This is a genomic window from Mycobacterium sp. NTMscope_MAC_12 (assembly GCF_976985675.1).
This window is the reverse complement of sequence record NZ_CDRJYY010000001.1, coordinates 615,954-637,462: the sequence shown is the minus strand read 5'-3', so window position 1 is coordinate 637,462 and position 21,509 is coordinate 615,954. Positions and strand designations below refer to the sequence as shown.

The window sequence follows — 21,509 nt, the reverse complement described above, 5'->3', positions numbered from 1 at the left end:
CAATAGGGTGAACTGCGATGAGGCCGTATTACGTCACCACCGCAATCACCTACCCGAATGGCGATCCGCACATCGGGCACGCGTACGAATACATCGCCACCGACGCGATCGCCCGGTTCAAGCGGCTCGACGGGTTCGACGTTCGGTTTCTGACCGGCACCGACGAGCACGGCCTCAAGATGGTCGAGACCGCGGCCGCCGAGGGCATCGGCACGGCCGAGCTGGCCCGGCGCAACTCCGATGTGTTCCAGCGCCTGCAGGAGCGGTTGAACATCTCCTTCGACCGCTTCATCCGCACCACCGACCCCGACCATCACGAGGCATCCAAGGCGATCTGGCGCCGGATGGCCGACGCCGGCGACATCTACCTGGACACCTACTCGGGCTGGTACTCGGTGCGCGACGAACGCTTCTTCGTCGAATCGGAAACCAGACTCCTCGAGGACGGGACCCGGGCGGCTGTGGAAACCGGCGCCCCGCTGACGTGGACGGAGGAGCAGACCTACTTCTTCCGCCTCTCGGCGTATGCCGACAAGCTGCTGGCCCACTACGAGGCGAACCCGGACTTCATCGCGCCCGAGGTGCGCCGCAACGAGGTCGTCAGTTTCGTGGCGGGCGGCCTGCGCGATCTGTCCATCTCGCGCACCTCGTTCGACTGGGGCGTGCACGTGCCCGAGCATCCCGACCATGTGATGTACGTCTGGGTCGACGCGCTGACCAACTACCTGACCGGGGTCGGCTACCCGGACACCGACTCGGAGATGTTCCGCCGCTACTGGCCGGCCGACCTGCACATGATCGGCAAGGACATCATCCGGTTTCACACCGTGTACTGGCCGGCGTTTCTGATGTCGGCCGGAATCGAGCTGCCGCGAAGGGTTTTCGCGCACGGATTCCTGCTCAACCGCGGCGAGAAGATGAGCAAGTCGGTGGGCAACGTCGTCGACCCGATCACCCTGATCGAGGAGTTCGGCGTGGACCAGGTGCGTTATTTCCTGTTGCGGGAAGTCCCGTTCGGCCAGGACGGCAGCTTCAGCGAAGAGGCCATCATCACCCGGATCAACACCGATCTGGCCAATGAACTGGGCAACCTGGCCCAGCGGTCGTTGTCGATGATCGCCAAGAACCTGGGCGGCGTGCTGCCCGAACCCGGGGAGTTCACCGAAGCCGACACCGCCCTGCTGGCGACGGCCGACGGTCTGTTGGAGCGCCTGCGCGCCAGTTTCGAAGCGCAGGCGATGCACCTGGCGCTGGAAGCGATCTGGCTGATGCTCGGCGAGGCCAACAGATACTTCTCGGCGCAACAGCCCTGGGTCTTGCGCAAGAGCGAGTCGGAGGCGGATCAGAAGCGTTTCGCGACAGTGCTTTACACGACGTGCGAAGTGGTTCGCATTGCGGCGCTGTTGATTCAGCCGGTGATGCCCGATGCGGCGAGCAAGCTACTGGAGCTGCTCGGCCAGAAGCCCGAGCAGCGCGGGTTCGACGCCATCGGCACGCGGCTGGCGCCCGGCACGGCACTGCCGGCGCCGAGCGGCGTCTTCCCGCGCTACCAAGTCGACTAATTGCCTGCGAGGCGAACGCGAACGGTGACGCGGCCGTTGGCGTCTCGATGAGCGATCGCATGCCCGGCCCGTTCGGCGCCATCGAGCGTCAGCGACATCGGAGCGCCCTCGCCGACGAAGTTGCGCCACCATGTCTTGGCGTCGGGCATATTCGCGACGATCTCGATATCGTTGCCGCGCCGGCGATAGGCCACCGGTATCGAAAACGTCCGTCCCGAACGCCGTCCCGTGTAGGTGACGAGCGTGATGCTGCGCCTGATGCCTGCGCCGAAGCGCGAGGCCGCTATCGCCGCGACCGGCGCGTTCAAGAGCGGCGCCGCGCGCATGAGCAGGCGCCCGACTTTGTTGCCCATGGTCATTGTCCCGATATCCCTTCCGAGTTCAGATCAGCAGCGCCAGGCATAACCCGGCGACCGCCAGGCCCTGCAGGGTGGCCCTCGTGGTGATCACCTTGTCCCAGTTACGTTGCAGCGCTCGAACATTCGTTGGCGGCCCGGGCCGATCGACTCCGGCGATGAGTTGGTGGTTGATCGGTGCGCTCACCCGCAGATAGAGCAGCAGCCACACCAGCAGCAGGCCCACGGAGGCGCCGGCCGCGCCGGCTTGCGCCCAGTGGCCGGCCGCCGCGGCGAATACCGCGCTGAGGGCGGCGGCGCCGAGGCCGAGCATTCCCGGCACCGGCATCCGGCGGTCTCCGTAGCGATGAATGTTGCCCATCACCGCGAGCAGCGCCCGGTCGTCGACGCGGGCCAGCGCGGGCCGCTGCACCATCGCGCAGAACACGTCGGTGCCGTAAACCACCGCGGTGCCCAGCACCGCGATGACCGCGAACAGCGTGGCGATCATGATGCGCACTCCTCGTCGGCAGCAGGTGTTAGCGACGCTAACCCCCATAACCGGCCGTGTCAATAGCACCGCTAGATTTTATATCGGCGCTACGATGGGTCCATGTCCATCGAGGACCGCCGGGCACGCGAACGGGCCGCCCGCCGTCGGCTGATCACCGCTACCGCGCGCAAGCTGGCCGAGCAAGAGGGTTGGGACGCCGTCACCACCCGCCGGCTCTCCGCCGAAATCGAGTACAGCCAACCGGTGCTCTACAAACACTTCTCGGGCATGGAAGACATCGCCGCGTCGGTCGCGGTCGAGGGATTCGGCGAACTCGCGGACGCGCTCCGCACCGCGCGCGGCGGCGCCACCGACGGCCGGGACGCCCTGGCGCGGGTCGCCGAGGCCTTCATCGGGTTCGCTCGTGACAACCCCGCCCTGTTCGATGCGATGTTCACCCGCGCGACCACGCTGCCGTTCGCCGCCGCGGAAACCCCGGCCGAGCTGACGGCGGCGTTCGCCGAACTGCGCGCGGTGGTGGAGACGATCGCGGGCCCGCGGGACCCCGACACCCTGACCGAGGTGCTGTGGGCGGCCCTGCACGGCCTGGTCACCCTCGATCGCGGCGCCCGGTTGCGACCCGACCACCACGCCGCCCGCGTCGACATCCTGATCAGCGGGTTGTGCGGCGCCCCCACACCGGCGACCTGAGGCCGGTGACCGGCGCGTGAATGGCCGAACAATTCGGTTGCGGATCAAGCGACTTCAACGACGCCAGCAAATCCCTTTCGGGGAAAGCCCCCAACATATCCGCTGCCATAGCCCATAATCGGGCTGTGGAACGACGCCAGAACCGGCAACAGAGCCAATCGCCGATGACGACCTTGAAGGAGCTGCCGGCACTGGTGGTGCTGGAGCGGATCCCGGTTCCGGTGCTGGCCATCGGCGACGACGGCAGTATCTTGTTCGCCAACACCGCGTTTGCCGACATGATGGGCTACGAGCCGGAGGAAACCCTGTCGCTGCGGTTCGAACAGATCTTCCATCAGGCCCCGGCGTCGGAATCGCTGCTGGCGACCGTGCATGCTCTCGCGAACATGGTCGTCGAACTGGCGCACAAGGACGGCTCGGTCGTGCGCGCGATGATGAGCAAGTCCGCGGTGCGGCGGGTGGATGATCAGTTCGCCCTCGCCGCATTCCAGGATCTGACCGAGCAACTCTGGGAAGAAGCGCGCTAGCAGGTCCTCAGGGGCGCGCCCAGTCAAACGCTATCGGCGCCGCCATGATTCGCGCCTGACACGCCACACGATCACCCCTGCCCCGACGATGGCGACAACGACCCACCCCGCGCCGAACCACCACAGCCAGTCGAGGTCGGAATGGCTTCCGGATCCCGCGGCGGCCGCACCGGCGGGCAACGGCGGATGATCGACGGTCACCGGGTCTTGTCCCGGTACCGACACCACCGCAACGCCCTTGAGCCGCTGCCAGTGCTTGTTGTCGTCGCCCTTGAGCCACCTGATCAGCTCGTCAAGCTGTCCGGGCGCCCCATTGGACGTCGCGATCAGCAGTGTGCGGCCGCGGTTGAAAACCGTTTGGAGAGAGGCGAATCGCAGCACCGGGTCCAACGTGAGCTTGGTGGGCTTGTCGCCGGACCCGACGGCGTTGACGGTGATCGGGCCGCTGGGCCCCGCGGCCACGGGGAGCGTCACGTCGGACTGATTCCAGCCGTCGGCGGAAATCAGCAGCGCGGGATTCGAGGAATCGACCGCTTGCTTCACGCTGGTGACGGTGGTGTCGATGGGCATCGAACTCATCCGCTGCAGACCCACCATGATGTCGAGCGCGCGCACCGTGTCGACCAACGAGTGCTCCGCGATGCCCACCTGCACGCGGGGCATCAAGGTCTGCGGTACCGACTGAAGGCCGTCCGGCGTCGGCGGCGCCGCGCTACTGCTCTGAATAGTGCTGTCGCCGTTGATGTTCAACGTCAGCAGCTGATTTCCGGGCCCTGCGGTGTAGAAGTCTCCGCAATGCCCGACGTTGCTCGCGACGTCGAGCACCATTTCGATGTTGGTGTAGCGCTGCAGGAGCCGATCCGGCACGTCGATCCACCGGTCGATGCCGCCCTGGCCATCGGTCGGCCAGTGATCGATGGTCTCGGGACCGATCGTGACGGCGATCCGGCCGGCGATATTGGGCGGCGTCGGCGTGTAGGAACCCTGCAGATGCACGCGGACCCCGTGGATGGACCTGCCAAACCGGGTCTGGTCCAGTCCGATCGACACCCGCGGTTGCAGGGAAGTCGCGTTGATGAACGGGCGCCCGAGGTCGCGGAGCGTGGCGGTGTCCCCCGCCAGTTGCACTGTGGGCTTCACCGATTCCGCCGAGGCCCTGGAGGAAAAGGCGAGCTCCGACAGGTCGCTGAAGAGCACCGCGATGTTCGATTCGTCCGTTTGGCCCAGCGGCCCGGAGACCAGGAGCCACGGCACACCGGTCGCGCCCTGCAGGGAAAGGCCGTTGTCCGGGCCCTCTTTGACGACGACCTGGCGTTCCAGCGGCGCCGGCGGCGTCGGCGGGGCCGCCTGTCCTTCCTGCAACGGGACCACGACGATCTCGGGAGCCTGTTTGCCGTAATGCGACGCGGTGGAGGCGGCCAGTCGGATTGCCGTGTCGGACTCGGCAGTTGACGGCGATTGCGGCAAATAGATGGTCAGCTTTCGCAGCACCGGCGGCAAGAAATGAGCCACGGTGGTGGGCGGCAGTTCGGTCCCGGTGTAGGTGACCGTTCCGTTGGCGAGCCGAAGCGGGCTTTCCGGGTACAAGCAATATCCGTCCAGCGGCACCAGGTACGTACGCACCGTCACGCTCAGAAAGTTGTCGACGACCTCCGCTCCGGTCAGCGGGATGACGATCGGGGCCTGATCGGTCGTCGGCAGGTTGACCCGCGCGATGGTGCGATCGCCCTGTGTCACGGTGATGAGCCCCGACCGCAGATTGATTGGCAGTTCGACGGTCGCGTTCAGCGCCGTCGGGGTCAGCCCATGCAGTACCGGCAGAGTCAGCGGCACGTTGTTGGTCAGGCCCCAGAACTCCAAGGTGGAGGAAGACCCAAGATCGGCCAACGTCAGCGTCGTCGTCGAATCCGTCGTTGTGAGCGGATCGGTGGGCGCACCCCATGATGCCGCGGGAGCATTCATCACCAAGAAACCGACGACACCGGCGAGTGCAATTGCTCGGCCGAGAGCTTTCCGGAACATCACCGGAACAGTATGCATTGTTGAAAGCGCTTCAACCCCAATAACGGAAAGGCCGTTGCGGCGACCGCGAAAAGGTGTCCCGCAACGGCTCTCACCGAACGCTAATCGGTTTCCGGTTCCCCGCCGTCCTCGTCGAGCGGGGCGCTGGCCGCGGTATGGCGCATCACTTCGCGCCGCAGAAATTGCTGGAAGTAGGGCAGCGACGCTTCCGAGACGACGCCGGGCAGCAGGAGTTCCCAGAGCTGATGCAACCGAGCGAAGGGATCACCGATGACGTCCCCGATCCTGCCGTGGCTGGATATCGCGGTCGCGATCAGCCGTGTCCCGGATATCGTGCCCACGATCGACGCGCTGAGCACGTCGGGGTCGATGCCGCTCCGAAGGTCGCCTTCCTTGACCGCGCGGCGCGCCTCCTGGGCCGTCTCCAGCACCAAGTTGGCGTAGAAGCGCGAGGCCGCCCCGTTGAATCCGCTTAAGGCGGTGGCCAATTGCGCGGCCGCCCGGGCCATTTTGTCGGAGCCCAACACGTCGACGATCGTGAATGAGCCGTGCACAATGTTTTCCAGCCCCGGCGATGACGACTTACAGACATTTCGATAAGCGCTGAGGATCGCGTCAGACCCTTCCTCGATGATGTTCGAGGCTAACGATTCTTTCGAATCAAAGTGGTGATAGAGGGCGCCTTTGGTCATGCCCGTCCGCTCGATGATCGTGCTCCATCCGGCGGCCGCGTACCCGACCTCGCCGAACACTTCGATCGCGGCGTCGAGGATTTTTTGCCGAGTGGCCTCAGACCGAACCTGGCGCGGCATCGCCGCTGCACCTCCAGAGTCTCGTCGGACGCGCGGGTCGTTCGCCGTCGTTACTACTGCGAGTCGGCATCGTTTGAACCGGTGTTGACGGCGAGCGCCGTACGCCGCCTGAGGAATTGGCGGAAGTACTCGGAACGGTCCGGTTGCAGTATCCCGGTAAGCAGTAAGGACCAGCACTTTTCCAGGTCGAGCAGGAAGCGTTCCGGGTCGTCCAGGTTGCTGGTCTTTCGCAGTCCCATGTGCAGGGAGACCATCATGCGGCCGACGTCCTGCGGGTCGCACTGTGCGTTGATGTCGCCCTCGGCCTGGGCTTGCTCGGCGACTCGGCCCAGGTTTCTGATCCAGCGGTCGAACAACTTTTCCTGGAGCCCGTCGGGCAGGCCGACGGACTCCATCAGATTCAGTCCCGACCTGACGAGGTCCATCTTGATGTCCCGAATGGCGATCAGATACGAGAAGTCGATGAGCGTCTCGAGGCCCGAGAGCCCGCGCGTCAGCAGGTCACGCACGCCGACCGCCCCGGCCTCGACCTGGCTTTCGATGATGGCGACCGCCAAGGCATGCTTCGACTTGAAGTGGAAGTACATTGCGCCCTTGGTCAGTTCGGCCTCGGCGAGGATGTCGTCGAGGCCGACGTCGTGGTAGGGCCGACGGGCGAACTGATGCGACGCGGCCCGCAGAATCTGTTGCCGGGTCGCGTCTGCTCGTCCGTCAGTCGAGTGTGTGGTCATCGCGATCGAGAACTCAGCTCTCCGCGGCGCGAATTGTGGGGCACGCCGTGGCACCGAGGCTGAGGCCGCGGGCGGCGTCGGCCACCCCTGCGTCGCACGACGCCTTGCTCAAGCAGGGCACACACACCTCGGTTCTTCAGACATTGGGAGCGAACACGCACCCGCGTCGCTCGAGATTTCTAGCCCACTTCTGAGGTTAGCAGTCATACGGCTGTCCCGGTTGACGCCCGTGTAAATACTTGAGGTTTACGTCACAGCGTGTTGTCAAACCTATAGTATGTTTTATACGCTATTGTGCGTACGTCAGTCTGATCGGACGCCTAGATCGTCTCGACCGTTCGAATCGCACGAAGGAGAAAGCCCATGTCCCCTCTCACCACGCCTTATTCGGGCCGCGTGGCGGGAGGGGACGTGGGCGCCGCGCTCATCTCCTTGCCGGCCCTGGGGACCGCCAGCCCCGGTCGGCGCGGACTAAACACCTTCAGGCCGGGACGGATGACCTTTAGCTTTCAAATCCCGTTATTTCCATACTTTCGGTATGGATTTGGCCGTTTTGCTGATCTCGGAGCATGCCGAGAGGGCGCTTCCGCCGGATCCACGACGCGATCCGCTGACGGGCGGGCCGTCAAGTGATCGATTTCGGAGCGCTTCCCCCGGAGATCAACTCCACCCGGATGTACGCCGGTCCCGGCCCCTTCTCCCTCATGGCCGCGGCGGTGGCCTGGGACGCTTTGGCCGCCGAACTGCACGCCGCGGCGAGCTGCTACCGCTCGGTGATCGCCGGGTTGACCACCGGACGCTGGCTGGGCCCGTCCTCGCTGACCATGGCCTCGGCGTACGCGCCCTACATGGCGTGGATGGCTGGTGCCGGAGCGCGAGCCGCGGAGACGGCCGGTCAAGCCAGGCTTGCCGTGGAGGTTTTCGAGGCCGCCTTCGCGATGACCGTCCCGCCGCCGGCCGTCGCCGCCAATCGGGCCCAGCTCGCGACGCTGGTCGCGACCAACTTCCTCGGGCAGAACTCGGCGGCGATCGCCGCCACCGAGGCCGAATACGTGGAGATGTGGGCGCAGGACGCGGCGGCGATGTATGCCTACGCGGCGGGCTCGGCGGCCGCGTGCGAGGTGACACCCTTCACCCCGGCGCCGAACGTGACCAACGAGAGCGGCGCGGCCCAGCAGGCCGCCGCCGTCGGCAAGGCCACTTCGGAAACGGAGCAGGCGAACCTGGCGAATGTGGTGTCCAAGGTGCCCAACTCGCTGCACCAGCTTTCCTCGCCGATGAAAGTCACGGCCGATACGGGCCCTGATCTCGGCGGGACGATTGGGAACGCTGGGTCCGGTGCAGGCGACGCCGCCAATTCCTCGATCATGACGGGTCTCGCGTCGGGTATCCCCGGCGCCATCCCCAGCGCATTCTCGGCGGCGGCGACCCCCCTGTACGGCATGTCCTCCATCCTCGGCATAGCCCAGACCGCGCAAGGCTTGGCAAAAGCCGCCGGCGACGGCGCCATGGCCGCCGCCTCGGGAGCGGCGAGTGCGGCCAGTTCGGGCGCCGGAGCGCTCGGATCGCTCGGATCCGGCATCTTCGGCAGCCTCGGGAAGGCGGCCATGCTGGGTCCGTTGGCGGTGCCGGCGAGCTGGACCAGCGTGATTCCCGCCGCCCACAGCGCCGTCTCGGCGCTGCCCGCCATCAACCTCGCCGGCGCCAATGTGCCGCCCAGCGTCATGGGCTCGCTGCCCCGCCTCGCGGCCGCCTCGGGCAAGAACCTCGGGCCGCGATACGGCGTGATCCCGACCGTGATGACACGCCCACTGTCGGCCGGATACGCGTAGGCCATCTCATGAGCGGACAGGTTTTGAAGGCCCGGTGCACGAGAAGGAGCGGCAAGTGAAGTACACGCCCACCAAGGTCGCCGGGGTGACAATCATCGACTTCGAACTCCACCACGACCATCGCGGGTATTCCTCACGTTCGTTCTCCGCCCGCGACTTCGCCAACCACGGGCTGAATTTTGAAGTCGCGCAGACGAATATCTTCTTCAACTACACCCGCGGCACCGTGCGTGGCCTGTACCGTCGGGTGCCACCACACGCCGAGGCGAAACTGGTCCGTTGCACCCGCGGTGTTATCGCCGCTGTCGCGGTCGACGTTCGCCCCGACTCGCTGACCTACGGCGACCACGTGATGGTGCAGTTGAGCGCCGACGACCACCGCACGCTCTTCTTGCCCCCGTACGTCGCTCACGGCTTCCAGACGCAGGTCGATGACACCGAGGTCACCTTTCACGTCAGCGGTCGGTACGCGATGGCCGACGAGGAGGGGATCCGCTGGGACGACCCCGAATTCGGGATCTCGTGGCCGATACCGGTCACGGTCATCTCCGAACAAGACGCGAGCTGGCCCTCGCGCAAATCCAGATTGGCACCAGTGGAACGGGTGGCATCATGCGTCAGTCGGTGATCGTTCCCAGCACGGTGGATGTCGTGCAGCCCAGCTGGCGGCAGCTCAAGGCCTGGCCTGCGGGCACGACCGCGTTGCATCGCAGCGAGACGGCGGGTTCGCCCATGACCGCGCCCGTCACGCCTTCGGCCGGTGGGAATCCCGTACAGCGCTGGCAGGATCGCTATTCGCAGGGCCTGCGCATCAGTGACTCGGTGATGGTCTTCGCGTCGGTGATGCTCGCCCAGTACGTCCGATTCGGCGAAATCGCGAACACGTCGGGTTACTCGGACCAGACCATGACGCTGTTCTCCTTCCTGTTCGCGGCGCTGTGGCTGTCGGCCCTCGCGGTATTCCAAACGCGCTCAACGCGAATCATCGGGGCGGGGATCGAGGAGTACCGCCGGATCGGCACCGCGTCCTTCTGGACGTTCGGGATCATCGCCATGGTGACCTTGCTGGCCAAGGTCGACCTGGCCCGCGGCTATCTGGCGATCGCGCTTCCCGTCGGCACCGTGGGGTTGCTGGCCAGCCGTAGCGTGTGGCGAAAGCACATCTGCCGCAAGCGAGTCCAGGGCGAATGCCAGACCCGCGTTTTGGCGATCGGCGACCGGCAATCGGTCACGCACCTCGCGCATGAACTGGACCGCAACGCGGTGGCCGGGTGCGTCGTGGTCGGCGTCTGCATCCCCGGCTACGGGCCGGCCCGCGGCAACACCCTGACGATCGGCGGCCGTCAGGTACCGATCCTGGGCGACCAGACCCAGGTGGCGACGGCGATCGACAGCTGCGGCGCGGACACCGTGGCGGTGACGCAGACGGATCACTTTGGGATGCACGGGATCAGGGAGCTGCTGTGGCAGCTGGAGACCCGCGACGTCGACCTGGTGGTGTCGCCCGGCGTCATGGACGTGACCGAGGCGCGGTTGACCCTGCGCCTGACCGGCGGGCTGCCACTGCTGCACGTCGACAAGCCGCAATACGAAGGGGCGCACCGCTTTCAGAAGCAGGCCTTCGACTTCGTGTTCTCGCTGGCGGCGCTGGTCGCCACAGCACCGGTGCTCGTCGCCGCTGCCATCGCCATCAAGCTGACCAGCAAGGGACCCGTCTTCTACCCGGCGGAACGTATCGGCACCGACGGAAAGCCCTTCACTATGCTGAAGTTCCGCACGATGGTCGACGGTGCAGACACCCAGCTCGAGCACCTGCTGGCGGTCAATGAAAGCGCCGGCGGCATGCTCTTCAAGATGCGTCAGGACCCCCGGGTCACCCCCGTCGGCAGAATTCTTCGCCGGTACAGCATCGACGAGCTCCCGCAATTCATCAACGTTCTCAAGGGGGACATGAGCGTCGTCGGGCCGCGACCCCCGTTGCGCCGCGAGGTCGACAACTACGACGGCGAGGTGAAGCGGCGCTTGCTGGTGAAGCCGGGCGTCAGCGGGTTGTGGCAAGTGAGCGGCCGGTCGGACCTCTCCTGGGAAGAGTCAGTGCGGCTGGATCTGTCGTACGTCGACAACTGGTCGATGTCGGGTGACCTGATGATCGTCGCGAAGACGGTGAAAGCGGTCCTGACAAGCCACGGAGCCTACTAGGCTCGCGAGCCATGACTGAGCCAACGGCACCCGCCGCGGTGGTGCCCTCGGTGCCGCTCGCGCGAATGGCTCACGCGTTCTCGATCCAGCTGATCTGCCGCGCGCTGGGGATGCTCGCATCCGTGGTTTCGGTGGCGATGACCGCGCGCTATCTGGGGCCCGGCCGCTACGGCCAGCTCACCATCGCGGTGGCATTCGTCGCGATGTGGACCAGCTTCGCCGATCTGGGCATCGCCACCGTGATCGTGCGACGGGTGACCTCCGGCCGCGGCGAACTCGAACGCCTGGTGCGCATCAACAGCGGCCTGGCCCTGCTCTACTGCGGTCCCCTCGCGGTGCTGGCAGCCGGGTCGGGGTTGCTCATCTATCACGACACGCAGGTGCGGGTGATGCTGGTCGTGTTGTCGGGCGGGCTGCTGCTGCAGACCATGACGACACGATTCGAACCGGTATTCCTTGCCACCGTCCGGTTCTCCGCGGTGGCCATCTCCGACGTCGCCGCCCGGGTGAGCACGCTGGCCATGGTTGCCTGGCTGGTCGCGGCGCACTCGGACGTCATCTGGTTCGCGGTCGCACAACTGATCCCGCCCGCCGTGCAGCTGCTGATCCAGGGCGCCGCCGCGATGCGGCACATCTCGGTGCGGCCGCTGTTCGCCCCGCGGGAAGCCGCCGACCTGTTACGGGAAAGCTTGCCGCTGATCGGTTTTATGATTGTGGGGCTTTTGTACTGCCGCGCCGACGGCGTGATCCTGTCCCTGCTGAGCACCCACTCCGAGGTGGGCGTGTACGGCCTGGCCCTCACGATCTCGTTCAACACGATCGTGGTCTCGCTGATCTTCCACAAGTCGACGCTGTCGACGGCCACCGAACTGTTCTCGCGTGACGTCGCGGCGTTCGCCCGATTTCTGCGCCGCAGCGTCGAATTGATGTACTTCGTGGCGGTCCCGATCGCCGTGGTGGGCGTGCTGCTGGCCGGACCGTTGATCGGGTTGTTCGGCAAGAGCGCGTTCATCGAACGCGGGACGCCCACCCTGGCGTTGCTGTTCGTCGCGGCGGCCCTGCGGTTTGTCGGCGGCACCCTGGGCCAGGGTCTGGTGGCTTCCCATCATCAACAGGTGCTGCTCTGGTTGACGGTGGCGACCCTCGTGCTCAACGTCGCGCTCAACCTCGCCCTGGCCGGGCGGTTCGGCGCCGTCGGTCCCGGCGTGGCGCTGGTGTGCACGGAACTGTTCAACATGGCGATCTCCAGCTGGTGGCTGCGCCGCCGCTGCGGTTACCGCACGCCCGTGCTGTTCGTGCTGCGCTTGCTGATCCCGACGGGGGCGAGTGTCGTTGTGACACTGCTGCTCTCGGGCCACCACGTGATCCTGGTGCTGACCGCGGCGGCCACCGCCTACCTGGCCACCAGCGCGACCTTCGGCCCGATCAGCTGGTCCACCCTCGCCTCGCTGCGGGCCACGCTGCGCGAGAAGCAGCCGACGGCATGACCCGTGAAACGGACCGTGCCTATCTGAAGCGCCCCGTCGGCGACACGGCCGGCCTGCCGTCGACGCGCACGCTGGCCGTGCTGATCGTGAGCCAACGCGCCCACGAGCCGCTCGAGGTCTGCCTCGACAGCGTCGCCGAGCATCTACCCGAACTACCGATTCACGTCTACGACCACGGCGGCACGGAGCATGCGGAACTCGCCGCGAAACACCCCGCGGTCCAGTGGTTTCCGGGTCAGCCGAACGCCGGTTTCGCCGCGGCCTGCAACGCCGTGGTGGAGCAGATGCCCGCCGATGTCGACCTGCTGTTGCTGGACCCCCATGCCCGCGTGCTCGGGCCGCTGAACCGCACCCGCGAGTTGCTTCGCCAGCCCCGCGTGGCGGCGGTCTCGCCGCTCGCCCGCGACGCCGCCGCGCCGGGCCGGGCGCCATGGGACGTCGCTGCCCGCCACCACACCGTCACCCGGGAGCTGAGCGCAGCCGCCGGCCGCTCCGCCCCGCTCCGCCGTACGCCGCCCGCACGGCGGTATTCTCGCCAGCCCCCCGAATCACGAAGCATCGACGGCGATTTGGCACCTATCTGCCTGGCGATCAGCCGGGCGGCCTGGAATACCATCGGCGGCTTCGACGAGGAGTACTTCGGCTACGGCGAGGCGGCCGACTGGCAGGCCCGGGCCCGCGCGGCCGGCTGGCGCATCCTGCTCGCCGACGAGCTCGGCGTCGAGCGCCGCGACCCGACAACCGACGACGGCCCCCGACGGCGCCGCGATCGGGACTTGGTGCGAACCAATACCGCGCTGTTGCTCGAGCATCAACGCGGCGTTCACCACGCGGACGTATACCTGGCCGGCACCGCCGCATTGCGGCGGCTGCGGCGGCCGCAGCGCGCGCGCCGGCGAACCGACCTGCCCTCGATAGTCATCGCCACCAACCGCCTGGTCTACGGGGGTGCGGAGCGACAAAAGGCGCTCTTGGCAACGGAATTGGACCGCCGCGGTTACCCGGTCACCATCGTCTGCGTGCAGCGGTTCGGCCCACTGATCGCCGAAATCCCGAACACGGTGCGGGTGGTTCGCCAGCCTTGGTGGGCGCCGATGGTCGATATCGCCGAGGGCCCGGCGGTGCTGATCACCGGCGACACCAATACCGAGGTGGGGTTTGGCACGCTGTGGCGCGCGGCCGGCAGGCGCCGTCGATGGTTGGTCGCACCGCATGTCCCACCCGAGGAACACCGGCCGATCTACTCGCGCCCGCTGACCGCCGCGATGCGACGCGCGGACGGTTTCATCGTTCTGGCACAACGACATTGGGACATGCTGGCCAAACAGCACCGGCTCTGGGGACGGCGCTTCGTCGCACCCAACGGTGTCACCGACAGCGGGGAGCCGAGCCGTCGGCATCGAAGCGCCGGCGAACCGCTGCACCTGGTCATGCTCTCGCGCATCGTCGAGCACAAGAACCCGCATCTGCTGATCGAGGCGCTCGGCGGCCTCGTCGAGGTGCCGTGGAAGCTGTCGATCTTCGGCGACGGGCCCGATCGGGAGAGGCTGCAGGAACAAACGCCCGCGGGACTGCGCGATCGGGTGCAATGGCGCGGATGGTCGGCCGGGCCCGGACCGGCGCTGGCCGACGCGGATCTGCTGTGCGTTCCCAGCCGCTCCGAAGCGTTCCCGGTGGTGATCCTCGAGGCGATGGCCCGTGCGGTGCCGGTTGCGGCGTCGGCGATTTGCGCTGTCCCGGAGATGCTGGATTTCGGTGAGGCGGGATTTCTCGTCGAGCCCGTATCCGTGTCGGGATGGCGAGAACACCTGACCCGGATCATGGCGGATCCCGATGCGCTGCCGTCGGTGGGGCAACGCGGTTACGAGCGCATGCGCAAGCACTACACGGTGGAGGCGATGGCCGACGCCTACCTGAGCGCCATCGGAGCGGTGCTGTGAATTCGCCTCGGGTGCTGTGGCTTTCGCCATGGACGCGACCGGCGGTGCGGGTGCAGGCGGAAGCGCTACAGCGCCAGGGCGCCGACGTTCTGTTGGTCACCTCCGATCAGCACCCGGAGTCGGACGCCGCGCGCGGTTACGAGTTGGTGCTCGACCCGCGATTCCGCACGGCCGCGACCTGGCTGCCGACCCTGAAAGCCTGGCGCCGCGTCCGACGGTTCCGCCCTGACATTGTTATCGCCGAGTTGGTGCGGGATCCACGCTGGATCGCGTTGGCCGGCCGCACTCCGCGTATTCAGGTGGTGCACGACGATCGACCGCACGACCCCCACGAACTGACGCCGGCCTACGAACGCGCCGTATTCGACCGCTGGGCCGCGCATTCGGCCGCCACCATCACCTACAGCGACTATGTCGCGGCCGCCATCTCCGCGCGCCGCGACGTCGCCGGCACGCCGGTGCATGTCGTGCCGTTGGCCAGCGACCTCGATCTCGACCGCGTTCCACCGTTCGTCAGGCCCGAAGGGCGCCGCGATTTCGTCATGTTCGGCCGTCTCAATCCCTACAAGAACGTCGATGTCGTGCTGGCGGCCTGGCAGCGACATGTGGTCGGCGGGGGCTGGCGCGGCGACAACCTCGTGCTCATCGGCGACGGGCCACTGGACGCCGACGCCCTGCCCAAACACACGCGCTGGCGCAACGGCAGCTTCCGCTACGCCGACGTCATCCCCACACTGGCCGCCGCCAAAGGGTCGATCGCCCACTATCGGCGCGCCTCACAGAGCGGCGTGCAATCGCTCTCGATGCAGCTGGGCGTGATGCCGATCGTGTCCACCGCCGGCGCGTTGCCCGAATACCAGCCGCCGGGTTTGGCCCCCGTCGGCGTCGACGACGTCGCCGGGCTCGCCGCCGCATTCGACCTCCTGGCCGAGCCGGTGACCGCGGCTCAGCTCGGGGCCGACGCGGCGCGCCACTACGCGCGCCGATGCGCCGTTGACCTTGTCGCCGTGCGCTTTTTGGACGTCATCACCCAGGTGCTGGATGGGCGACGGTGACGGGGCGCTCAGGCGAGGCCCCGCCAGAACGTCTCCAGCCATCCGGTCAGTTCGCGGGCCCGGCCCAGCGCATCGGGTGCGGCCGCTCGGGACCGCGTCGCCGCGATGGCCGCCGGAAGCTCCTCGGTTTCTCGGGCCACGGTCGCCAGTCCCGCATCCGCCATCTTCTCGGCGAACGGCAGCTGGTGCTCGTCGACGTGCTCGCCGCGCGACGAGCGACGCGGCACCAGCACGGGATGTTTTCCTTGCTCGACGCACAGCAGCGTCGATCCGGCGCCGGCGTGGGTGACGGTGACGGAGGCCCGCCGGATCTGCGTGCACACGTCCCCGAAGGACAGGAAGCGCTCGAACGCGGCGTGGCGCGGCTCGAACTTGCAGGTTCCGAGCTGCACGAAGAAGTCCTCCCCCACCGCGTCCGTGCGCGCGAGCTCGTCCACCGCGCGCGCCAGCCGGTCGAAGGGATGGACCTCCATCCCCATGATCACGAAGATCACACGATCCTCCCGTGGTACTCGGTGCGGGGAATCCGGTCGGCCAACTCGGGCCACTGCACGAGAAAGCGGGAGGCGAACGGCTTCACCATGCGGGCGGTGAGCGAGAGCTCGGTGATGCGGGTGATCGATTCGATGAACACGGTGGGAATCCGCAGCAGCCAGGCCAGCCAGAGGAAGGGGGCCGCCACGCCCGATCCGGTCGTCAGGATCATGGCGGGGCGGTGGCGGATCAAAAGCCGCAGCGCCAGCAATAGATTGCGCAGCAGGTTGGGCACGTTGCGGACCGTCGGGTGCGCGGCCCAGTAGACCTCCTGCTCGTCGCGCAGCAGGTAACGGGCATCGGCGGTCCCGAAGCTCACCCAAGACCGATCCTTGTCCTGCCAGAACTCCCGCAGGCAGAACATCTCGTAAATGTGCCCGCCGGAGGATGCGATGAGGAGCAGCCGGCCCATGTCTCCCCTCGGTTGAGGCGCGCGCCGATCTTTCCGGCAACGTCGCGACGATCCCGTGTTAGAGACTAACTCCCGTCGCGGCCGGCGCCGGGATGCCGACAGCGAAGAGATCGACGAGATTTCGCGATGAGGATCCGGCCGGATGCTAACGTCCACGTTGGCGGGCCGTACACGTTGCCGATGCGGCACTCGGAGTGAGTAAAGGCGCGGACGATGATTCGAACGGCCATAGTCGGTCTGGGCAAGATGGGTCTTTCGCACCTTGCGATCCTTCGCACGCACCCGGATCTCGACGTGGTCGGCGTCTGTGACTCCGCCGGCTATGTGCGCGACATCCTGGCCAAGTACACCGGTCTGGAGTGCTACGACGATTTCGATCGGATGCTGGCGCAGACGAAGGCCGAAGCGGTTGTCGTCGCCGTTCCATCACGGCTGCATGCGCCGATGGTCGAAAAGGCCCTTGCCCGAGGGACACACGTCTTCTGCGAGAAGCCGTTCGTCCTCGATGTCCGGGACGGGGAGCGACTTGTGACGCTCGCGGAGAGCAATCGACTCGTCACGCAGGTCGGCTATCACTGCCGCTTCATCGGCGCCTTCCAAGAGGCGGCACGTATCGTCGCGTCGGGCGCTCTCGGGCAGGTGCACCATGTGCGCGCCGAGGCATACGGCCCGGTCGTCCTTCGCCCGAAGGGAAGCACGTGGCGCGGCGTGAAGGCCGAAGGCGGGGGCGCCCTCTACGACTACGCCTGCCACGCCATCGATTTGATGAACTTCATCGCCGGCGTGCCCCATTCGGTCGACGGAGTCGTCCGGCACAGCGTTTTCTCGCGCGACGTCGACGACGAGGTCTACTGCACGATGCGCTACGACAACGGCGCGAGCGGCCAGTTGTGCGTGAACTGGAGCGACGAGAGCTTTCGCAAGATGTCGACGAAGGTCTCGGCGTGGGGAACCAACGGCCGGGTCGTCGCTGATCGTCAGGAATGCCAGATCTACCTTCGCGAGACGCACCCCGGCTTTCCCGATTTGGGGCCGGGATGGACGATCCGCTACACGACCGATCTCACCGACGAGGTCTGGTATTACCTTCGGGGCGAGGAGTATTCGGCGCAGATCGACTATTTCGCCCAGAGCATCAAGCACAACCGGGTGAATGGCCAGAACACATTTCGCTCGGCGCTCGACGTCGATCGTGTGGTCGACATGATCACCGGTGCCGCCGTCAGCGGAGGTCCCCCGCCGCCGCAGGCGGCCGCGAACGGCTCCCCGCGCGGCTCGTTGCGGCGCGAGCTCGTCGCGCGCATCAGGAAACTCGCTGCCCCGAGGGCGTCGTGACCATGGACCGGGTGCTCTTCGGCGACAACCAGTTCTTCGGCGTCAACCACATGTCGGAGGAGAAAGCGCGCGCGCAGGCGATACGGTTTCAGCACCTGCCGGCCGTGCTGGCGACGCTGGACGCCGCGTACCAGGAAGGCATCCGCACGTTCGTCTGCACGACGCACGATCGTGTCGGCGAAATCTGTGATCATTTCCGCGCCAACCGAACCCGATACCCCGATTACGTCTTTTACCCGTGCATGCCGTACGCCCACAAGTACGCCAACGCCGTGACCGAGTTCGGCATGGTGGAGGCGCTCCGAAAGTTCCTGCCCGACGACGGGGCCGTCAGGTCGATGTTCAAGGGCGGTGTCGCCATCGCGAGCAAGGACATCGAGCCGATCATGCAGCTTCTGGTCGACGCCGAGATGAAGATGTTCGCCGGACTGTCCACGCCCGTCATCTTCATTCAAAACGTCGTCACCGACCTGCTTCTCGGCCTGGGCATGAATGAGGGCTTCCGGTTTTTCTCCGACCACGTGCGGCTCAAGTACGGTGCCGAGCCGGGCTTCATCACGATGAATCTCCCACGCCTGCTCGATGCCCTCGACGGACAGGGAATCGAGAACCCGATCGTGTGCGCCAATTTCAACAAGATCGGTTTCCGGATGTGTGGCGGCATCGAGCTCTACGAGAGGACGATTCGTGAGCGCCGCTGCCGGCTGATCGCGATGTCGGTGCTCGCCTCGGGCGCGATCCCGCCCCGCGAGGCCATCGACTACGTGTGCGGCCAGCCGCAGATCCATTCGATCGTATTCGGCGCATCCAGCCGTGCGAACATCCGGCAGACGAAGTCCCTGATCGACGAGCTCTGGCCGGTTCCGAGGTAGGTCCTTGACGCGGGTTAGCTTGAATCCGTTGACGTGCAGGCTGTTCGCGCCTTGGCCAGACGCTCCGCGAGCCGCACGCCCAGCGCGATCCCGAGCAGCGTCGGGTTGGCCTGGCTCGATGTCGGCAACACCGAGGTGCTGGCAACGTAGAGCCCGCGAACGCCGTGGACTTGCAGGTGCGGGTCGACGACGCCGCCTTCCGGCGATGTCGACATCCGGGTGGTTCCCGCCTGGTGGAAACCGGCCCGCTTCTCCATGTAGGCACGTACCGAGGCCTCGACGTCGTCGGTCAGCCACTCCACGTATCCCACACCGTGGCGACGAAGGTGTTCATCGACCGCGACGATGGCCCTGCGCACACTCGCGTAATCGGCTTCGGAGAAGTGCATCCGGGTGCGAATCCTCCTCATGCCGAGGGCGTCTCGCTCGTCGGTCAGTTCGACCCGGCTCTCCCGGTGCGGAAGGTGCTCACCGTGGTACTGGAGCAGGTAGCGATTGTCGGCGCTCTTCACGAAGAATCCGGGCGCCTTGCGACCTCGGCGGACGAACCGCGCGTAGCAGAACGCGATGGCGAACCGGAGGGAACCGAACAGGTCTCGCACAACATTGCCCAGATGCGCGAGGATCCGCGGCGACCCGTCCGTCTTGGTGTGCGCCTCGCGGATCGCCCCGGCGAGCAGGAAACGGCCGATCGGGGAGATCAGCGTCAGGTACACCCCGGACAAGATCCCGCTTCCGTGGCTCGGGTCGCTGATCGGCGGATTCACCAAGAAGATTGCGGCGTTGGGCATTCCGTTCTGGCGCAGCAGCTGCGGGTGGAAGGTGAAGCGCCGGCGAACATACACCCCGTCGTTGTCCCGCTCGTAGCCGTGGATGACCTCGTCGGTGGTGAATTGCACGCGCGCGATCCGGGCTTCGACGTGCGCCATGTACCAGCGCCCCAGGTGCCCGCCCGCGTTGCCCAGCCCCCCGGGGTGATGGCGGTCCGATGCCAGCAGCAGGCGGGTGGCCTCCAAACCGCCGGTCGCGATGACGTAATCCGCCGCCACCACTGTCCCCTCTCCACCGTTGAGCGCCTTGACCACCAGGTGGTCGACGGCGTCGCCGGCCGGTGTCGTCACGATTTCGGTACACGTGAGGCCGGTCCATAGCGTGAGAAGGGGAGCTTTCCGCAACGTCGTGCGGTACCGACGCCCGAACCGGGTTGGTAGCGCCCAGCGCTCGAGATCCGTCGTGCGCACGTCACCGTCGGGGAGCCCCCGGATCAAGTCGCGATGCGCGATCTCGGGTAGGTCGCGCGCATTGAATGCCGCCCGACCGCACACCGCCCAATCACAGGCCTGCTGGAGATACGGCTCGACATCGTCGTATCCGATGGGCCACGGTGCCTGCGCGGTGATGGATCGATCCTCGAAATCGATGGGGTCGAACTTGACGCAGCGTCCGCCCCAGAGCGCCGACGTTCCGCCGACCTGCCGGCGGACCGTTAGCTCGCTACGCGAATGGAAGTAGTCGTCGTGCCGCGAATCGAACATCGCAAGCGCTTGCGCCGCCGCATCGTTGCGTTCGAGGCCACTCTCGAGGAGGACCACCTGCACGCCCGAACCAACGAGTTCCAGCGCGGTCGCGATGCCGATCGGGCCGGCCCCGATGACCACCACGTCCGCCTCGATCCTCATGCCGCCGGCGAAGTCCTTCATGTCGCGAATCACGCCGCTGCACCCTCTCGAAACTCCTTGACGAGAGCGAGGAACCGTGTGAGGGTCTCGGCATCGGGTGGCGACGAGACGGCGTTCGCGGCTTCGGAGACCCGCTGGGGCCTGGTGGTGCTGTAAAGGATTGCGCGGCAACCCATTGCGGCGAAGGATGAGGCGAGAATCAGCCTGGGCAGCACGCCGGGGGCCAGGGGATCGGCCTGCAGGGCTTCGCGCCAGCGCCTCGCCAATCCAGGGTCCGCCAGCAGGGCGCCCGAGAGCTTCCGGTACGGACCATCGAGGACACCGAACGCGAGATCGGCCGGTCGCGGCGAAGGATTGAGCAAGTCGCTGCGGAGTTGGCTGACTGCCCGCGGCGCGAATGCGCGGACGAAGTCGACGTCGAGCCCCTCGTCCTGCGAGACACCCCAGGCGCGAATCTTCCCCTGTTGGCTTGCCCGCTCAAAGAATTCGCGGAGTTCGCCGCTTGCGACGGTGTCCTGAGGCCGTGGGGCGTGCACGAAAAGGATGTCGACGTAGTTGACGCCGAGGGCCGCCAGGCTCTCGTCAAGGCTGCGCGCCGCGACGGCCGCGTCGTACACCCGGCCGGTCGCCGGCGGCGCCTGCCGCCGCTTGACGATACGGCGCAGCGCGGGCGCCTTTTTCAGCAGCGCTCGGGCCGGGGCCTGGAATCGGCCGAGCCGCCGCGCCGCGCCGCCGACCTCGATGCCGAACTTGGTGGCAATGGTCACGCTGTCGCGGTCGACGGTGCGCAGGAAGGCCCCCAGCTCCGCCTCGGCCATCCCCAGCCCGTACATCCGCGCGGTGTCGAAGTGGGTGATGCCGCTGTCCACGGCGCCGGCGAGCACCGCCATCCGTTCCTTGCGGGACGGCGACTGCATCAGTGCGCCGCATCCGAAACCGATTGCGCTGACCGCCAATTGCGGTCCCTGCAG

General features: G+C 66.8%; 20 protein-coding genes. 11 read left to right on the top strand and 9 right to left on the bottom strand.

Features of this window, described 5'->3' with window-relative positions; genetic code table 11:
* The first annotated feature begins 17 nt into the window (after positions 1–17).
* Positions 18–1,562 carry a methionine--tRNA ligase gene (gene metG, locus AC0KS4_RS03120; RefSeq protein WP_225328052.1) on the top strand — a complete coding sequence of 515 codons (1,545 nt, stop codon included), beginning with the start codon at positions 18–20 and terminating at the stop codon, positions 1,560–1,562.
* Here the strand turns inward: metG and AC0KS4_RS03115 are convergent.
* Positions 1,559–1,921 (bottom strand): nitroreductase/quinone reductase family protein, encoded by a 363-nt coding sequence (locus AC0KS4_RS03115; RefSeq protein WP_225328051.1) that lies wholly within the window; start codon positions 1,919–1,921, stop codon positions 1,559–1,561. The two genes, metG and AC0KS4_RS03115, sit on opposite strands and share 4 nt — an antisense overlap.
* Positions 1,922–1,943: 22 nt before the next feature.
* Positions 1,944–2,417, bottom strand: coding sequence for a DUF1772 domain-containing protein (locus AC0KS4_RS03110; RefSeq protein WP_225328050.1), 474 nt, complete (start codon positions 2,415–2,417; stop codon positions 1,944–1,946).
* 93 nt (positions 2,418–2,510) lie between these two features.
* On the opposite strand from AC0KS4_RS03110, the gene AC0KS4_RS03105 reads away from it, so the two are divergent.
* Together AC0KS4_RS03105 and AC0KS4_RS03100 are read left to right on the top strand one after the other, a co-directional pair.
* Entirely contained in the window at positions 2,511–3,101 is a 591-nt protein-coding gene (locus AC0KS4_RS03105; protein WP_238958231.1) for a TetR/AcrR family transcriptional regulator, read from the top strand.
* Between the two features lie 164 nt (positions 3,102–3,265).
* Complete coding sequence (locus AC0KS4_RS03100) at positions 3,266–3,628, top strand: PAS domain S-box protein (RefSeq protein WP_008254177.1); 363 nt, start codon at positions 3,266–3,268, stop codon at positions 3,626–3,628.
* 30 nt (positions 3,629–3,658) lie between these two features.
* On the opposite strand, the gene AC0KS4_RS03095 is transcribed toward AC0KS4_RS03100, so the two are convergent.
* The 3 genes from AC0KS4_RS03095 to AC0KS4_RS03085 all read right to left on the bottom strand — a co-directional run bounded on the left by AC0KS4_RS03095 (position 3,659) and on the right by AC0KS4_RS03085 (position 7,193).
* Positions 3,659–5,668 (bottom strand): hypothetical protein, encoded by a 2,010-nt coding sequence (locus AC0KS4_RS03095; RefSeq protein WP_225328048.1) that lies wholly within the window; start codon positions 5,666–5,668, stop codon positions 3,659–3,661.
* A gap of 83 nt (positions 5,669–5,751) precedes the next feature.
* Entirely contained in the window at positions 5,752–6,462 is a 711-nt protein-coding gene (locus AC0KS4_RS03090; protein WP_225328047.1) for a TetR/AcrR family transcriptional regulator, read from the bottom strand.
* Between the two features lie 53 nt (positions 6,463–6,515).
* On the bottom strand, positions 6,516–7,193 hold the full coding sequence (locus tag AC0KS4_RS03085; protein ID WP_225328046.1) for a TetR/AcrR family transcriptional regulator: 678 nt from the start codon (positions 7,191–7,193) through the stop codon (positions 6,516–6,518).
* Positions 7,194–7,822: 629 nt separating this feature from the next.
* Between AC0KS4_RS03085 and AC0KS4_RS03080 the strand changes: the two genes are divergently transcribed.
* Genes AC0KS4_RS03080 through AC0KS4_RS03055 form a run of 6 tightly spaced genes read left to right on the top strand, consistent with a single transcriptional unit; the run spans position 7,823 to position 15,706 of the window.
* Positions 7,823–9,025, top strand: coding sequence for a PPE family protein (locus AC0KS4_RS03080; protein WP_308011552.1), 1,203 nt, complete (start codon positions 7,823–7,825; stop codon positions 9,023–9,025).
* Between the two features lie 55 nt (positions 9,026–9,080).
* Complete coding sequence (locus tag AC0KS4_RS03075; RefSeq protein WP_238958232.1) at positions 9,081–9,653, top strand: dTDP-4-dehydrorhamnose 3,5-epimerase family protein; 573 nt, start codon at positions 9,081–9,083, stop codon at positions 9,651–9,653.
* On the top strand, positions 9,638–11,224 hold the full coding sequence (locus tag AC0KS4_RS03070) for a sugar transferase (protein ID WP_225328044.1): 1,587 nt from the start codon (positions 9,638–9,640) through the stop codon (positions 11,222–11,224). Before AC0KS4_RS03075 ends, AC0KS4_RS03070 begins: the two co-directional genes overlap by 16 nt.
* A gap of 11 nt (positions 11,225–11,235) precedes the next feature.
* Entirely contained in the window at positions 11,236–12,711 is a 1,476-nt protein-coding gene (locus tag AC0KS4_RS03065) for a flippase (protein WP_238958233.1), read from the top strand.
* Positions 12,708–14,651, top strand: coding sequence for a glycosyltransferase (locus tag AC0KS4_RS03060; protein ID WP_225328042.1), 1,944 nt, complete (start codon positions 12,708–12,710; stop codon positions 14,649–14,651). The genes AC0KS4_RS03065 and AC0KS4_RS03060 overlap by 4 nt, the downstream gene beginning before the upstream one ends.
* A gap of 11 nt (positions 14,652–14,662) precedes the next feature.
* On the top strand, positions 14,663–15,706 hold the full coding sequence (locus AC0KS4_RS03055; protein ID WP_238958390.1) for a glycosyltransferase family 4 protein: 1,044 nt from the start codon (positions 14,663–14,665) through the stop codon (positions 15,704–15,706).
* 8 nt (positions 15,707–15,714) lie between these two features.
* On the opposite strand, the gene AC0KS4_RS03050 is transcribed toward AC0KS4_RS03055, so the two are convergent.
* Together AC0KS4_RS03050 and AC0KS4_RS03045 are read right to left on the bottom strand one after the other, a co-directional pair.
* On the bottom strand, positions 15,715–16,200 hold the full coding sequence (locus AC0KS4_RS03050) for a glycosyltransferase (protein WP_225328041.1): 486 nt from the start codon (positions 16,198–16,200) through the stop codon (positions 15,715–15,717).
* On the bottom strand, positions 16,197–16,652 hold the full coding sequence (locus AC0KS4_RS03045) for a glycosyltransferase family protein (RefSeq protein WP_238958234.1): 456 nt from the start codon (positions 16,650–16,652) through the stop codon (positions 16,197–16,199). The genes AC0KS4_RS03050 and AC0KS4_RS03045 overlap by 4 nt, the downstream gene beginning before the upstream one ends.
* A gap of 213 nt (positions 16,653–16,865) precedes the next feature.
* On the opposite strand from AC0KS4_RS03045, the gene AC0KS4_RS03040 reads away from it, so the two are divergent.
* The gene (locus tag AC0KS4_RS03040; RefSeq protein ID WP_238958235.1) at positions 16,866–17,987 is read left to right on the top strand and encodes a Gfo/Idh/MocA family protein; all 1,122 of its coding nucleotides are present in this window, start codon (positions 16,866–16,868) and stop codon (positions 17,985–17,987) included.
* Entirely contained in the window at positions 17,984–18,859 is an 876-nt protein-coding gene (locus AC0KS4_RS03035) for a hypothetical protein (RefSeq protein WP_238958236.1), read from the top strand. Before AC0KS4_RS03040 ends, AC0KS4_RS03035 begins: the two co-directional genes overlap by 4 nt.
* Positions 18,860–18,873: 14 nt before the next feature.
* Here AC0KS4_RS03035 and AC0KS4_RS03030 read toward each other — a convergent pair whose 3' ends face one another.
* Both AC0KS4_RS03030 and AC0KS4_RS03025 read right to left on the bottom strand, forming a co-directional pair.
* A complete protein-coding gene (locus AC0KS4_RS03030) occupies positions 18,874–20,559 on the bottom strand; it encodes a GMC oxidoreductase (protein ID WP_275254888.1) in 1,686 nt (561 codons plus the stop codon).
* An 8-nt stretch (positions 20,560–20,567) separates the two neighbouring features.
* Positions 20,568–21,494: an aldo/keto reductase gene (locus tag AC0KS4_RS03025; RefSeq protein ID WP_238958238.1), complete on the bottom strand. Its 927-nt coding sequence runs from the start codon at positions 21,492–21,494 to the stop codon at positions 20,568–20,570.
* Between the last annotated feature and the right edge of the window lie 15 nt (positions 21,495–21,509).